This window comes from Streptococcus sp. 1449, from assembly GCF_013276805.1.
Classification (GTDB): domain Bacteria; phylum Bacillota; class Bacilli; order Lactobacillales; family Streptococcaceae; genus Streptococcus; species Streptococcus pseudopneumoniae.
In genome coordinates, this window is sequence record NZ_VMLS01000037.1 from 1 (window position 1) to 15,058 (window position 15,058).

At 42.1% G+C, this 15,058-nt stretch carries 11 protein-coding genes and 4 pseudogenes; 1 reads left to right on the top strand and 14 read right to left on the bottom strand.

The window, feature by feature from the left end; all coding sequences use genetic code 11:
- From HT687_RS07425 to HT687_RS07440, 4 genes and pseudogenes are all read right to left on the bottom strand, one after another.
- Positions 1–800, bottom strand: an 800-nt coding sequence (locus tag HT687_RS07425) for a YSIRK-type signal peptide-containing protein (protein ID WP_172924134.1), incomplete at its 3' end; no start/stop codon positions are given.
- 79 nt (positions 801–879) lie between these two features.
- Positions 880–1,017: a hypothetical protein gene (locus tag HT687_RS07430; RefSeq protein WP_153300005.1), complete on the bottom strand. Its 138-nt coding sequence runs from the start codon at positions 1,015–1,017 to the stop codon at positions 880–882.
- 412 nt (positions 1,018–1,429) lie between these two features.
- Positions 1,430–1,901: pseudogene (locus HT687_RS07435) on the bottom strand (DUF4231 domain-containing protein).
- A 128-nt stretch (positions 1,902–2,029) separates the two neighbouring features.
- Positions 2,030–2,832, bottom strand: a pseudogene (locus tag HT687_RS07440) (IS5 family transposase).
- Positions 2,833–3,087: 255 nt separating this feature from the next.
- Here HT687_RS07440 and HT687_RS07445 point away from each other — a divergent pair.
- Positions 3,088–3,288 (top strand): annotated as a pseudogene (locus HT687_RS07445) (helix-turn-helix domain-containing protein); the annotation flags it as partial.
- Positions 3,289–3,414: 126 nt separating this feature from the next.
- On the opposite strand, the gene HT687_RS07450 reads toward HT687_RS07445, so the two are convergent.
- The 10 genes and pseudogenes from HT687_RS07450 to HT687_RS07500 form a co-directional block, all read right to left on the bottom strand.
- Positions 3,415–4,299 carry a PucR family transcriptional regulator gene (locus HT687_RS07450; RefSeq protein ID WP_000988346.1) on the bottom strand — a complete coding sequence of 295 codons (885 nt, stop codon included), beginning with the start codon at positions 4,297–4,299 and terminating at the stop codon, positions 3,415–3,417.
- Between the two features lie 3 nt (positions 4,300–4,302).
- Positions 4,303–4,689, bottom strand: coding sequence for a Mini-ribonuclease 3 (locus HT687_RS07455; RefSeq protein ID WP_000567930.1), 387 nt, complete (start codon positions 4,687–4,689; stop codon positions 4,303–4,305).
- Positions 4,682–6,025, bottom strand: a complete 1,344-nt coding sequence (gene cysS, locus HT687_RS07460; protein ID WP_172924135.1) for a cysteine--tRNA ligase — start codon at positions 6,023–6,025, stop codon at positions 4,682–4,684. Before cysS ends, HT687_RS07455 begins: the two co-directional genes overlap by 8 nt.
- Positions 6,026–6,106: 81 nt before the next feature.
- The gene (locus tag HT687_RS07465) at positions 6,107–6,991 is read right to left on the bottom strand and encodes a GNAT family N-acetyltransferase (protein ID WP_138704530.1); all 885 of its coding nucleotides are present in this window, start codon (positions 6,989–6,991) and stop codon (positions 6,107–6,109) included.
- Positions 6,992–7,002: 11 nt separating this feature from the next.
- Positions 7,003–7,620, bottom strand: coding sequence for a serine O-acetyltransferase (gene cysE, locus HT687_RS07470; protein ID WP_023933244.1), 618 nt, complete (start codon positions 7,618–7,620; stop codon positions 7,003–7,005).
- A 15-nt stretch (positions 7,621–7,635) separates the two neighbouring features.
- The gene (gene pnp, locus HT687_RS07475; protein WP_172924136.1) at positions 7,636–9,849 is read right to left on the bottom strand and encodes a polyribonucleotide nucleotidyltransferase; all 2,214 of its coding nucleotides are present in this window, start codon (positions 9,847–9,849) and stop codon (positions 7,636–7,638) included.
- Between the two features lie 840 nt (positions 9,850–10,689).
- Entirely contained in the window at positions 10,690–11,556 is an 867-nt protein-coding gene (gene metF / locus HT687_RS07480; protein ID WP_023933248.1) for a methylenetetrahydrofolate reductase [NAD(P)H], read from the bottom strand.
- Between the two features lie 102 nt (positions 11,557–11,658).
- Positions 11,659–13,908, bottom strand: coding sequence for a 5-methyltetrahydropteroyltriglutamate--homocysteine S-methyltransferase (metE, locus tag HT687_RS07485; RefSeq protein ID WP_023933250.1), 2,250 nt, complete (start codon positions 13,906–13,908; stop codon positions 11,659–11,661).
- A 415-nt stretch (positions 13,909–14,323) separates the two neighbouring features.
- Positions 14,324–14,617: a helix-turn-helix transcriptional regulator gene (locus tag HT687_RS07495; protein WP_023933252.1), complete on the bottom strand. Its 294-nt coding sequence runs from the start codon at positions 14,615–14,617 to the stop codon at positions 14,324–14,326.
- Between the two features lie 58 nt (positions 14,618–14,675).
- Positions 14,676–15,058 (bottom strand): annotated as a pseudogene (locus HT687_RS07500) (IS30 family transposase); the annotation flags it as partial.

The following is a 15,058-nucleotide window of genomic DNA, read 5'->3' on the forward strand; positions in this document are numbered from 1 at the left end:
GGATCCGTACCCTTATCAACTTCCTGCTTGTCAGTTAGACCGTCTCCGTCTGTATCTACTGTTTCATTAGGTCCTACTGCAACATAGCGAGGATATCTTGAACGAGGCTGTACAATTCCAGCTACGACAGGTAATTGTGAAGCCACTACCCCATCTTGAACATCCGCTTCTATTTCCCACTTGTAAGCATTGTGAGAAAAATTTTCCCATGAATTGATACCAAACAGTAACTGATTTTTTTCTTTCCACTCAGTTGGAATATCGGAACCTGAACCAACCTTTCCTATTTTTTCCCAAAATTCATTCCATTTTCCTTCGTTTCTAGGGTCAAAATCAGGATTGAAAACTAATTCTCTTGTCGCACCAGGAAATTCATGCACTCCCAAATCGTGCACTAATTTCCACGGCAATCCCCCTCCCCCTGTTTTTCCATCAGAATTATAAGTTCTAATCCTAACCGTCCGATGATCCAAACCAGTTGGTAACCAAGCAGTAAGTCCTGGCCTAGCCCAGTATTCATAATTTTTATTGAAAAGTATTGTATATTTTACATGCTTGCCATTTTTTGATATCTCAGTTCTTACTTGTACTGATTGCTTAGCATACCCAACTTCTCTAGGTGTATCCCCAAGATAAGTCACATTATCTACCGTTTCAAAATGAGCAGAAACGGTAGATATATCACTGCCTAAAAAGGAGAGTCCTACCAACACAGAAGCCGCGCCAAATTTAAATTTTCTGAGAGAGTAGCGAAAGGCTTTCTCTCCACCTTTTTTCTTATTTTGTATCAATTTCAACAATTATTTTTCTCCTTATGTTCTAAGTAATTCTTTCTGTGAACTCCAAGGCCAGCCAGCTTTTTTCTGACTTCAGAAAGCCTCAAGTGTAGCCGTCTGCTTCCTGGGTATCAATGATGGCAAAGACTCCTACAGGGCAAAAACCATGCTCTGGATAGTCCAAGCCTGGTAATAAGCAGAGGTACCAACGCCTGTAGATACATACCAGGTGCTCCTTCATCGCTCAAACCGCCATTATGTTGGATGACAATCCTATCGATAGCTAAACGATTGTCATCGCTATTCATGATTTCTTCGTCGACATCAGCGATAAGACCTGAAAATAAATCACCATTTATCCGTTTTGTTTTAACCTTAATCACCTCCTAGTTATCTTCCTTTAGGTGTTGAAACATTGAAATCTGCACTCTTTCCATTTCTAAAAAACCATCTACTAGCTACTCAACCACATCCGTACTGGTTAGACCATAAGCTTGTTTAACAGTCTCCGTCTAAACTGAGTTTTCTTTCAAATGCACCGAGACAAACTCAAGTTTCAAGGAAGTTCCTGTCTTTTAAGCACAAAAAACAAACCGGACCTTGAGTTGTTTTACGCTGTAAATTCCATTTTTTCATACTGCTTTCCAGTCAGGCTATTCTTCCCTGACTATAGGTTTTCTTTTACCCCCTCGATTTTTCTTGCATTGGAGTGGAGTTTCCGCAGGCACACCCGCTTCTTTAGACTGGATGCCTTCCCACTTGATTATTTCGTCAGAGATTATCCCTTCACAGATCTTGACAAAGAATGTAAAAGGCTTGCTTTCACCTGCGTATTTATTTCTCAGTCAGACACTGGTAGAGAAACTTTTCTCGTTCTAAAAGTTGCGCTGCCTTCTGATAGGATATCCAGTGTTCCTTGCTATTATAAATACCAAGCAATCCCTCACAAAGCAACCCCATGCTTGAAAGCACAACAGAGACAAGGCGATAGTGATCGCCCGGCATGGGAATGGCACAAAAAATCGCAATCAAAAAACCGGAAACAATCTCAGCAATCTCCAAGACCTTGTAGCGTCTGCGATGCTGGAAACTTTTCCCCTGAAAGCAGGTGATTTGCTTTTCCAATCACTCTGTCATATAGACTTCTTCTGGTGTCATATAGAACTCCTCTCTGTTTTGTTTACCACTATCATAATAATACATAATAGAAAGTGAATCAACTTGTAGATTGTAAAACTAGACTTCCTGCAAAACTAGAATCCTAGTTCATGATTGATAATACCAGCAATCAAATTCATTCGTAATCCGAAGCGTTTACGATGATTTCGATAGGTTGTTGAAAACATTTTAAACGTTTTTACTTTGGCAAAGATGTTCTCAACCTTGCTTCTCTCCTTAGATAGCGCATGGTTATAGGCTTTATCTTCAGCTATTAGCGGCTTGAGTTTGCTAGATTTACGTGGAGTTTATGCTTGAGGATATATCTTCATGAGCCCTTGATAAGCACTGTCAGCCAAGATTTTACCAGCTTGTCCGATATTTCTGCGATTCATTTTGAACAACTTCATATCATGACAATAGTTCACAGCGAGCTCCAAAGAAACAATTCTCCCTTGACTTGTGACAATCGCCTGAGCCTTCATAGCGTGGCATTTCTTTTTACCAGAATCATTCGCTAATTGTTTTTTAGGGCGATTGATTTTTACTTCCGTCGCATCAATCATTACCGTGTCCTCAGAACTGAGAGGAGTTCTTGAAATCGTAAAACCACTTTGAACAAGAGTTACTTCAACCCATTGATTCCGATGGGTTAAGTTGCTTTCGTGGATACCAAAATCAGCCGCAATTTGTTCATAAGTTCGATATTCTCGCACATATTGAAGAGTGACCATAAGAAGGTCTTCTAGGCTTAGTTTAGGTTTTCTTCCACCTTTTGCGTGTTTAAGTTGATAAGCTGTTTTAATACAGCTAACATCTCTTTAAAAGTCGTGCGCTGAACACCAACAAGACGCTTGAATCGTGCATCAGTTAGTTGTTTACTTGCTTCATAATTCATAGAACTATTGTACCATATTTTGTTTCGCAGGAAAGTCTAATATATAAATAGCAACTTACGACTATTTACCCCACTGTACCTCCTATGAAGAGTATACAGTCTAGTAGCAATTATACCACCCCCCCCCCGAATTTTGCAAGGAAAAACATTTGATTTTTTAGGTTTTGTAATTCGAATGTGAGAATGTCTTTAGTAAATCGAACGTGAAAATGTCCCATTTGATAAAATAGTCGTATGAAAAGTATCCAACTGAATATGAATGAAACGAAAAAATATCTTGTGATAAAAGCTATAGACCAAGGAAAGAAAACAAAGAATCGAGCCTGTGTCGAACTGAATCTTTCTGAAAGACAAATCAATCGTCTGCTACTAGCCTATCAACAGAAAGGAAAAGAAGCCTTCAGACACGGAAACAGAAATCGAAAACCAAAACATGCAATCCCTGATGAAAGCAAAATAATTGCCCTCAATCTCACCATTTTTTTGGGACATCATCACTTTCGATTGACAGCCTCAATCCACTATAACTCTGCACATAAAAATGGAGAAGATGGCAATCCTCTTCTCCAAATATTAACTTCTTTACAAACCAACTATAGTTGACAAAGAACCTAAAATCAATTGATAACACAAGGTCAAGTCGGTCAACTCTTTCAACTGAAGCCCTGTCAATTCTTCCCATTTATCAATTTTGTATTGGAGAGAATTGCGGTGCAGATAGAGTTGCTGGGCTGTTTTTGTTAGGACAGCACTATTTTCCCAAAGGGAGAGAATGATTTCCTGAATCTGATCTTGATCCAAAATCATCTGGTGTAGACATTCCTTGATTACTCTCAGGTCCACGAGCCTTTCTCCCATACTCCAAAGATAGAGCTGTGAAAAAGTATGAACACCTTGGTGACCCTGACGCCACCAAGTCTTAAACAAATCTCTCTCTGCTTTAATCAAGTCTGATAGGGCTTGATGTCTTGCCTGAGACCAAACCTGGCCTAACATGATAGAGAGACGAAGTCCAAAGTCATACTCAACCGCTTCAATCGTATCAGATAAGATTGAACGTACAGAGGTGTACTTATCTTGTTGCAGCACGAAAACATAATCCTGAGCTCCGACCTGAAGCACCGTCTGACAATTCGGAAAAAGAGTCCGCATCATATCTAGCCAAGAAGCCAGATTTTCCTGCTGAAAATAGGAAAGATGGCAATACACCAACTGAATCTTTTTAAAAGTTTGCGGTGCCTGACCCTTCCCCTCAATCAGATAGGAATACCAAGGATTGAGCGAACGAGCCTGCTCCTGCTGGGTCAAAAGGGAAATCAACTGCTTTTCACGCTCACTGAGCCCAGCTTTCTCCAGCAAAATCCACTGCTGAGAAGCTAAAGGGAGAGTGAGATAGCCCTCTTTCTCTACTGGTTGGTCTGAAATCTGAGCCTCAGGAAACCAGTCTTGTAGTTCTTTTGTCATCATGTCCTAGCCCTCCACTTTTTGGATGCACCACCAAATCAAGCTCTCAAGACGTTCCAAATTTTCAGTCATATGGAGATAGCCCATCACAGCTTCAAAACCTGTGGACATGCGGTAAGTCACCACATCGGCATTTTTAGCCTTTGTGTGGCTATTGGTATTGCGGCCACGTTTGTAGATTTCTTTTTCTCTTTCCGTTAGGACTTGCTCCTCTAGCATGAGGGAAATCAGGCGAGCCTGAGCTTTGGCCGACACATACTTGGTCGCTTCTTGATGGAGTTTATTGGGTTTGGTCATACCTTTGAGGATGAGGTGACGACGAATATACATGGAATAAACCGCATCTCCTTCAAAGGCTAGCGCAATCCCATTAATGAGATTGACATCAATCACGTGTCCACCTCACTCCATCCTTGGTGTCAAGGAGCTTAATTCCCTGAGCAGCCAATTGATCACGGATCTGGTCCGCTATCTCAAAGTCACGATTGGCACGCGCTTCTTGGCGTTTTTGAATCAAGTCTTCAATCTCTGCATCCAAAACTTCCTCAACAAAGACAATTCCAAAAATTTCTAACATATCTGCAAGAGCTTGCTTGACAGCTGCATCATAGTTGCCAGAGTTGATCCATTTGGCCATTTCAAAGACAATTGTGATACCGTTGGCAGCATTAAAATCTTCATCCATAGCTGCTACAAACTTATCTTTAAAGTTTTGTAACTCTTGGGCATCCACATTTCCTGTAAATGGTTGCTTATAAGTATTCTTCAGATACTTGAGATTAGTCTCTGCATCACGCACTGCCTTTTCCGTAAAGTTGATAGGCTTACGGTAGTGCTGGGTCGCAAAGAAGAAACGAAGTACTTGCCCATCAAGAGTTTTAAGGGCATCGTGTACCGTAATGAAGTTACCCAAGGACTTAGACATTTTGACATTGTCGATATTGACAAAGCCATTGTGCATCCAGTAGTTAGCAAAAGTCTTGCCTGTTTTAGCTTCAGACTGGGCAATTTCATTGGCGTGGTGTGGAAACTCTAGGTCAGCTCCACCACCGTGGATATCAATGGTATCACCTAAAATCTCTGTCGACATGACTGAACACTCAATATGCCAACCCGGACGTCCAGGTCCCCAAGGACTATCCCAAGAAATCTCACCTGGTTTGGAAGATTTCCATAATGCAAAGTCCACAGGATTTTCCTTACGAGCCGTTTCTTCATCGGTACGACCTGAAGCACCTAGCTCCAAATCTTCCAAGGTTTTATTAGCCAATTTGGCATAGTTGTGGGATTTTTCCACACGGAAATAGACATCTCCTTGACTCTCATAGGCAAAGCCTTTCTCAATCAAGTCTTCCACAAAACGGATGATGTCTGCCATAAACTCCACCACACGCGGATGGCGAGTCGCAGGTTTGACGCCCAAGGCCGTCACATCCTCACGAAAGGCAGCGATGTACTTGTCCGCAACCTCCTGAGGCGTGATGCCTTCTTCCCTGGCACGGTTGATTATCTTATCATCCACATCTGTAAAATTGGAAATATAGGCAACCTTATACCCACGGTACTCAAAATAGCGACGAATGGTATCAAAAGCCACCGTTGAACGGGCGTTTCCCACGTGGATATAGTTGTACACCGTTGGCCCACAAACATACATCTTGATCTTGCCGTCCTCAATCGGGACAAATTCTCGCAAATCACGAGACATGGTGTCGTAGATTTTAATCATAAATCATAATCAGGAAAACCAAAATCAAAGAACACTTAGTTTCATCACTAAGAGTTCAAGTAAATTTCAGTCCGAATATCTCTACACTTCGGAATCCCTTGCTCCTTTCTCATTCAGATAAACCACCTGAGTCTGTTTGACAAAGCCAATTTTTTCATACAAACGTTTGGCACCTACATTGCTATCTTCCACTGCAATCTGAAATTCCTTGTCATTTTGCTCAATTAGTTGGTTGACGAGGGATTTTGCTAAGTAGCTTCCATAGCCTTTCCCACGTTCAGGTTCCAATATTGCTAAACCGTAGAAGTAATTCGTATTAGTCGATAAATCTACCGTGCAAGTTCCAATAACCTCACCGTTTTTTAACAAAATATACAAGCGACTTTCTGGATCCTTCAGAGCTTCAGCGACATATCTATCCACAACTTCTCTAGATTCATGTTCCTCTGAAAATGCCTGAAATTTTAACTGGCTAATTTGCTCCTGATACGAACTATCTGCTAACAAAACTTCAAGATTGGAAACATTTGCTAACGGATATGGTCTTCTATCCTTACCTAACCAGGTTTCTGTCTCTTCATCCTCGACCAATCCCCAATTATTGACAAAATCAGGATGACGCTCTAGAAAAATACGCTCTGTCTGAAAAGTGACTGAACAAATAGAGAAAGAAGCTGTTTCTTTCTCAAAACTCGTAAACAAAGCACGCGCAATTCCCTGACGGCGATGATCTGGATGAACCAGTATCGTCACTTCCACATCTTGATCATCTGCATAAACAGTTAAGAGACCAACAAGTTCGCCTTTTTCATAATAAAGGAAAAAGGCGGGCATGTTTGGGTCAAAATTAAGCATGTTAGAGAGATAGGGATCACGATAGGTACCGTCATAGTTTTGGCAACAGTTAATTAGTTTTTTCGCCTCAGATAACTCCTCTTGGCTTAACTTGTTTCTTGCTTGAATCATATAGGTATCCTCTACAAACCAGACGATCTATGACTGGCTTCTTTAGCCTGCTCGAGTTTATTAACATAATACTCTCGTTTTTCTTCGACTTCGTGAATGACAGGCTCATCCTTCTTACCATGAAGGCGGACAATCTTAGCCGGAATACCGACAACCGTCACATCACTAGGTACATCTGCCACGACAACTGCTGCTGCACCAACCTTGGCATTTTCACCGATTTCCACTGGTCCGATGACTTGGGCATGAGCCGATATGAGAGCTCCCTTTCGAACGGTCGGATGGCGTTTTCCAACATCCTTACCAGTTCCACCAAGAGTCACCCCGTGATAAAGAAGAACGCCTTTTTCAACAATCGCTGTTTCTCCAATAACCAAGCCTGAACCGTGGTCGATAAAGACACCTGAATCAATCTGGGCACCTGGATGAATCTCAATCTGAGTCCAAAAGCGCCAGAACTGACTGTGCATACGAGCCAGGAGTTTGAAGTCGTACTTCCAGAGAAAATGCGAGAGACGGTGGGCCGCCAAGGCCTTGACACCTGGATAAGTCAGCAAAACCTCCAAAGTGGTGCGGGCCGCTGGATCATTTTCTTTTACGATATCAATGGTTTCGCGCCACCACCCCATACATTTCTCCTTTTCTTACTCTGAATCTTTTGGTATTTCTGTAAATTCTTTCTTAGGTTTGTGATCCTTGTGATGACGTGGGCGGTGAGGGCGCTCAGACTTTTCACCTTTTTCATCATGCTCAGGTTTTGGCGGACGAGGTAGAAGAGCCTTCATAGAGGCATCGATACGGCCTTTTTCATCAATCTTGATAACCTTAACATCAACTTCATCCCCGATTTCTACCAAATCCTCTACACGATTGGTACGAGTCCAAGCCATCTCCGAGATATGAACAAGAGCATCTGTCTTATCAAAGAGGTTAACAAAGGCACCAAATTTCTCGATACGAACGACTTTAGCACGGTAAACTTCGTCCACCTTAGCTTCACGAACCAAACCAGCAATAATTTCTTTAGCACGGTTGATGGCATCTTGGTCGCTAGAGTAGATAGATACGTTACCTTCTTCGTCGATGTCAATCTTAACGCCTGTTTCAGCGATAATCTTGTCGATGGTTTCTCCACCCTTACCGATGACAATCTTAATCTTGTCCACATCAATCTTGATGGTATCAATTTTCGGAGCAGTTGGAGCCAATTCTGGACGAACTTCTGGAATGGTTGCTTCAATGACATCAAGGATTTCAAAACGCGCTTTCTTGGCTTGAGCAAGGGCCTCAGTCAAGATTTCTGCAGTAATCCCTTGAATCTTAATATCCATTTGAAGGGCTGTAATCCCGTCACGAGTTCCGGCAACCTTGAAGTCCATGTCTCCAAAGTGATCTTCCAAACCTTGGATATCTGTCAAGACTGTGTAGTTATTTCCATCTGAGATAAGTCCCATGGCAATCCCTGCTACTGGCGCCTTGATTGGCACACCACCAGCCATAAGGGCAAGAGTACCCGCACAGATAGAGGCTTGAGATGAAGAACCGTTTGATTCCAAAACTTCTGCTACTAGGCGGATAGCGTATGGGAATTCTTCCAAGCTTGGCAAGACTTGAGCAAGAGCACGTTCACCGAGAGCACCGTGACCGATTTCACGACGACCTGGCGCACCGTAACGACCAGTTTCCCCTACAGAGTATTGTGGAAAGTTATAGTGGTGCATAAAGCGTTTCTTGTACTCTGGATCCAAACCATCAATGATTTGAGTTTCTCCCATCGGAGCCAAGGTCAAGACTGAAAGAGCCTGAGTTTGTCCACGAGTGAAGAGACCGGAGCCGTGCACACGAGGAAGGAAGTCAACAACCGCATCCAAAGGACGGATTTCATCGACCTTACGACCATCAGGACGCACCTTGTCTTCTGTAATTAAACGTCGCACTTCTGCGTGTTCCATTTGTTCCAAGATTTCAGCCACATCACGCATGATACGGTCAAATTCTTCGTGGTCTGCATATTTTTCTTCATAAACAGCAGTCACTTGGTCTTTAACTGCTTGAGTAGCAGCTTCACGAGCCAATTTTTCTTCTACTTGAACCGCTTTTTGGAGGTCACTGTTGTAAGCTGAGATGATTTCTGCCTGCAATTCAGCAGCCACGTGAAGCAATTCCACTTCTGCTTTTTCTTTACCGACAGCAGCAACGATTTCTTCTTGGAAGGCAATCAATTCTTTGACAGCTTCGTGCCCTTTAAGAAGCGCTTCCAACATGATTTCTTCTGACAATTCTTTGGCACCAGACTCTACCATGTTGATAGCGTGCTTGGTTCCAGCTACTGTCAATTCAAGAAGAGATTGCTCTGCTTGTTCTTGACTTGGGTTGATAATGATTTGACCATCTACATAGCCCACTTGCACCCCAGCGATTGGGCCGTCAAATGGAATATCTGAAATAGACAGTGCCAAGGATGAACCAAACATAGCAGCCATTGGTGCAGATGCATTTTCATCATAAGAAAGCACGGTGTTAATCACTTGGACTTCATTACGGAAACCTTCCGCAAACATAGGACGAATCGGACGGTCAATCAAACGCGCTGTCAAGGTCGCATCCGTTGAAGGACGTCCTTCACGTTTCATAAAGCCACCAGGAAACTTCCCAGCTGCATACATTTTTTCTTCGTAGTTGACTTGAAGAGGGAAGAAATCCCCAGTTGCCATTTTCTTAGACATAACGGCAGCAGTCAAGACAGTTGACTCACCGTAACGCACGACAACTGCGCCATTTGCTTGCTTAGCAACCTGACCAGTCTCTACAATTAACTCACGACCCGCAAAAGTCGTTTGAAACACTTGTTTTGTCATTTTAATCCCCTTTGGATTGATGAAATTATACGCCTTGCCTACAAAGATCAAGATACTAAGGGCGTGAAGAATCCCGTATGAAAATAGGAGATTGACGCAGTGTGCGATGCGCACCAGGAAATCTATCTTTTTCACTAGGGATTTAGCCCGTGTGCAATTACTCAAGATACTAAGCCGTTAAGCAACTCAAAGGAAAATAGGAAATCGAACGACGGAGCGACCGCTCCTAGGCAGATTTATCTTTTTCCACAGAGTTGTAGGCGTGTTCAATTACACAAGATATTTTGGACGGTTCGGCTTGCCGAACATTTCTGTAGAAAAATAGGAAGGTGACGCCGCACTCGATGAGTGCTAGGAAGCTTATCTTTTTTCCTAAGGAATGAGGCCAAAATTCAATTAAGTATCTTTTTGATATTTCCCTGGAATAGTGCGGACGGGAGCTAAAATTATCCAGTGGATGATTTTAGAAATCCAACGGAATTTCAATGGTAATTTTTAATTACTTCGCCTTTTTATTTCTATACTCAGGCTAAAATAGTTTCCCGAACTATTTTACTCTCAAAAATCCTGCCTTAGATAATAATATTGTTATCATCTAAGATACCACGATAGCGTGAAATATCTTTTAAATACTCACTCCGTTCGTGTTTTTTGAGACACACATTATCAGATTTTGCTTAAAAAATAATCAACTTTAAACAAACTTCTACAACCTAAATACCCTCATCTTTGTATCAAGTACGTACAAAGTCTATTTTATCATATTTTTCTTAAAAAGTGCGGTCTTTACCATTAAAAAGGAACCATTCCCCTCACTTGAGAAGAATGGTTTTCTTTTTATTATCCTAGAGACTGATGATTAAACAAGGCATGTGTTGCTTGGTGGATGTATTTTGCTGTATCCGCATTGTTCATAGTGTAGAGATGCACACCGGCAACATCCTGAGTTACCAAGTCCACGATTTGGTCCACTGCATAGGCAAGTCCTGCTGCTCTGAGCGACTCAGGGTCATGCTCATACTTGTCTAAGATGGATTTAAATTTGCGTGGAAGATGGATATTCTCACAAGTCTTCAAGAGGCGGAGAGCCTGATTTCGATTCAAAATTGGCATAATCCCTGCATGAATGGGAACATCAATCCCAGCCAAGATGCACTTGTCTTGGAAATCATAGAAGCGCTCATTATCAAAGAAAAGCTGGGTTACGAGGCTCGAACAACCTGCATCCACTTTCTTCTTGAGATTTTGAATATCTAAAATCTGATTTGGCGAATCTGGGTGCCCTTCTGGATAGCAAGCACCAACAATATCAAAGTGAGGGGCTTGCTCCTTGATGAACTCAATTAAGTCCGTTGCATAGCGGAAATCCTTTTGCGGCTCCACATCTGGAATAATATCCCCACGAAGAGCCAAGATTTTCTGCACCCCAACCTTGTCCAAGTCCGCAATGGTTTCAGCCACCTTGTCCTTAGTCAAATAGATGGCTGGCAAGTGGGCAATGGTCGGAATCGCCAAGTCATTTTGGATAAAATCAGCCAAACGGACCGTCGTTTCCTTGATATTAAATTTATTATTGCTGGCAGTTACACTGATAAAGTGGGGAGTCAACTCCTGCATATCTTGAAGGGCAGAAATAATGTTATCATTACCCACGGCTGGGTTGGGAGGGAACACTTCAAATGAGAGTGACGGTGTTTGGCGTGACATAGTCATTATCCTTTTCTAGTTAATTTTTTTCGTTAGCTGGATTCCTAGAATCCAAGTGAAACAGGCAGATTGACCAAACAGCGCTTCTTGAGAAATCTAATCTTACAATTTCTCACGCGCAGCTTTCGCTGCTTCAACAAGGCGGATCAAGCTTTCTTTTGTTTCTGGAATACCACGTGTTTTCAAACCACAGTCAGGGTTGATCCAAACTTTCTTGCTTGGCACTTTAGCAAGGATGGCTTCGATTGTATTGTCGATTTCGCCTTCATTTGGCACACGAGGTGAGTGGATATCGTAAACCCCAGGTCCCACTTCTGTTTGGAAGTTTTTCGCTTTGAGTTCGTCCAAGATTTCAAGGTTTGAACGGCTAGCTTCAAAGGAAATAACGTCTGCATCCATGTTATCGATAGCTGGGATGATATCTGTAAATTCTGAGTAACACATGTGAGTGTGGATTTGTGTGTCTGGCGCTACTGTTGAGTGTACCAAGCGGAAGGCAGGAATTGCCCAGTCAAGGTAGTCTTCGTACCAGTCGCTACGACGAAGTGGCAATTTTTCACGAAGAGCAGCCTCGTCGATTTGGATGATTTTCACACCAGCAGCTTCAAGGTCAAGTACTTCATCCTTGATAGCAAGGGCGATTTGAAGAGTAGAATCCTTGATAGAGATGTCTTCACGTGGGAATGACCAGTTGAGGATGGTAACAGGTCCAGTCAACATACCCTTAACAGGTTTGTTTGTACGGCTTTGTGCATAGCTAGACCATTTAACAGTGATAGGGTTAAGACGAGTGACATCACCCCAGATGATTGGTGGTTTCACCCCACGCATACCATATGATTGTACCCAACCGTTTTTAGAGAAGAGGTAACCTGACAAGTTTTGACCGAAGTACTCAACCATGTCATTACGCTCAAATTCACCGTGAACAAGGACATCAAAGTCGATATCTTCTTGCCATTTGATCCATTCATCGATCGTTTCAGCAAGGAAAGCGTCGTACTCTTCTTGAGACAATTCACCTTTACGGTAAGCCAAACGTTTGGCACGAACTTCTTTTGTTTGAGGGAATGAACCGATAGTTGTTGTTGGAAGAGCTGGAAGTTTGAAAGCTTCTTCTTGGATAGCTTCACGTTCTGCAAAGGCTGGCAAACGAGTGTAGTCTGCGTCCGTCAATCCAGCGATACGAGCACGAAGTTCCGCATTTTCACCCACACGCTCAGTCGCAAAAAGTTCTTTGTTGGCGGCAAGTGCTTCTTCACCTTGACCATTGCGGATAGCGTCCAAATCACGGATTTCATCCAATTTTTCAACTGCAAAGGCAAAGTGGTTCAAGATAGCTGGTTCAAATTCTTCGTTAGCTGTTGTAAATGGCACATGAAGAAGTGAGCATGAGCTTGTCAAAACGATGTTTTCAGCTGGGATTTGCTCAAGAACAGCCAAGCTCTTTTCGTAGTTGTTGCGCCAGATGTTTTTACCATTGACAATACCTGCATAGAGAGTCTTGTCAGCTGGGAAGCCACCTTTAACGAGTTCAAGAGTTTTCTTACCTTCAACAAAGTCAAGACCGATAGCATCTACTGGCAAGTTTACAAGGTCAGCGTATACGTCACGAACATCACCGAAATAAGTTTGAAGCAAGACTTCAAGACCTTTTTTGTCAGCCAAGAGTTTGTTGTAAAGGTTCAAGAAGAGAGCTTTTTCTTCAGCTGTCAAGTCTTTTACAAGAGCCGCTTCATCCAATTGGATGCGAGTTGCACCAAGTTCAGCCAATTTAGCAAAAACTTCTTGGTAAGTAGCCACTAAGCTATCTACGAAGTCGTCTGCTTTCACGCCTTCTTCAAAGTCTGACAATTGAAGGAAAGTGAATGGACCTACAAGAACTGGACGAGTGTTCAATCCAAGTTCTTTTGCTTCTTGGAACTCATCGAAAATCTTGTGACCTGCAAGTTTGACTTGAGTTTCTTTTTCAAACTTAGGAACGATGTAGTGGTAGTTGGTGTTGAACCATTTTTTCATTGGAAGGGCGCGAACGTCCCCTTTTTCTCCTTGATAACCACGTCCCAAAGCGAAGTAGCGCTCAAGGTCAGACAAGTCCAAGTTTTGAACTGAAGCAGGTACCACGTTGAAAAGGAAAGCTGCATCTAGGAAGTTGTCATAGTGAGAAAAGTCATTTGATGGGATTTCAGTGATGCCTTTTTCTTTGACGATGTTCCAGTGTTTAGCACGCAAGTCTTTTGCGGCTGCCAAGAGTTCTTCTTCTGTGATTTCTTTTCTAAAGTATTTTTCAGTTGTAAATTTTAATTCGCGGAATTCGCCCAAACGAGGGAAACCGATGATTGTAGTTGACATGATGTGTCCTCCAAAATTTGTTGTTGAAACTATCTTAACAGAAAAGAAATCATCTGTATAATTGTAAAAAATTAGGCTTTGATATAGTTTGAAACTATATATCTGTTTTAAACAAAAGAAAAAGACCTGAGACAAATGCCTCAAATCCTTTGTATAGCGTGTTTTATAGCTTTATTTCAGTTATGCTCTTCAAACGCTTTATTAGTAATTCTTATAAGTGACTATGGCTTGTTATTAGAAAAGACTATAATACTCTTCGAAAATCTCTTCAAACCGCGTCAACGTCGCCTTGCCTTAGACATATGGTTACTGACTTCGTCAGTCTTATCTACAACCTCAAAACAGTGTTTTGAGCAACCTGCGGCTAGTTTCCTAGTTTGCTCTTTGATTTTCATTGAGTATGAGTCTACTCTAATCAACTCTTTTCCTGTTCGAGTGGGACGACTACTAGTGTCTTTCCTAAACTGGCTAGGACTTTTAAGACTGTGTCCAACTGAGGACTAGTCTTGCCTGTTTCCATCCTAGCTATGACAGGCTGGCTTACTCCACTAAGTTCTTCTAGCTTTTTCTGACTGATTCCTTGCTCATGCCTGGCTTCAATCAGCTCACTCATGATAGCCACTCGCATATCACTTTCAAGGATTTCCTCCTTGGTAAAGAGTTGAGATCGGACATCCTTCCAATTACTCCCAATAGCACTATTCTTCATCTCTTAACCCTCTTTCTTTTACGTCTATGTATTTTTTGAAAAAATGAGCGAATTATAATTCGATAGATTGACCAGCGGATTTAAAATTGGTGCTAGCTTGTTTCTTAAGCGCTTTTCCTTTTCTAGGGTAAAGCAGATCCTGCTTGCTTAACCCCAATTTTACATGATGAATCCAATAGTAAATGGTTGAAATTCCCACGTTAACCCCTTTAGCCATCACCATCATTTCAGGCGAAAATTTTTGGTTATGATAGTGGAGAATCTTTTCCTTTAGTTCCTTGGTCAAGCTTGATTTTTTGACCGAGCGCTTGCGATTATTTTCATAAGACTGTTGAGCATAGTCGGCAGAATAAACCTCTTTGAAGCGCCCTTTTCCAAGACATTTTCGGACTGTCCCACGCTTGATTTCAGTATAGATAGTTTGAGGAGCTTTTCCAAGTA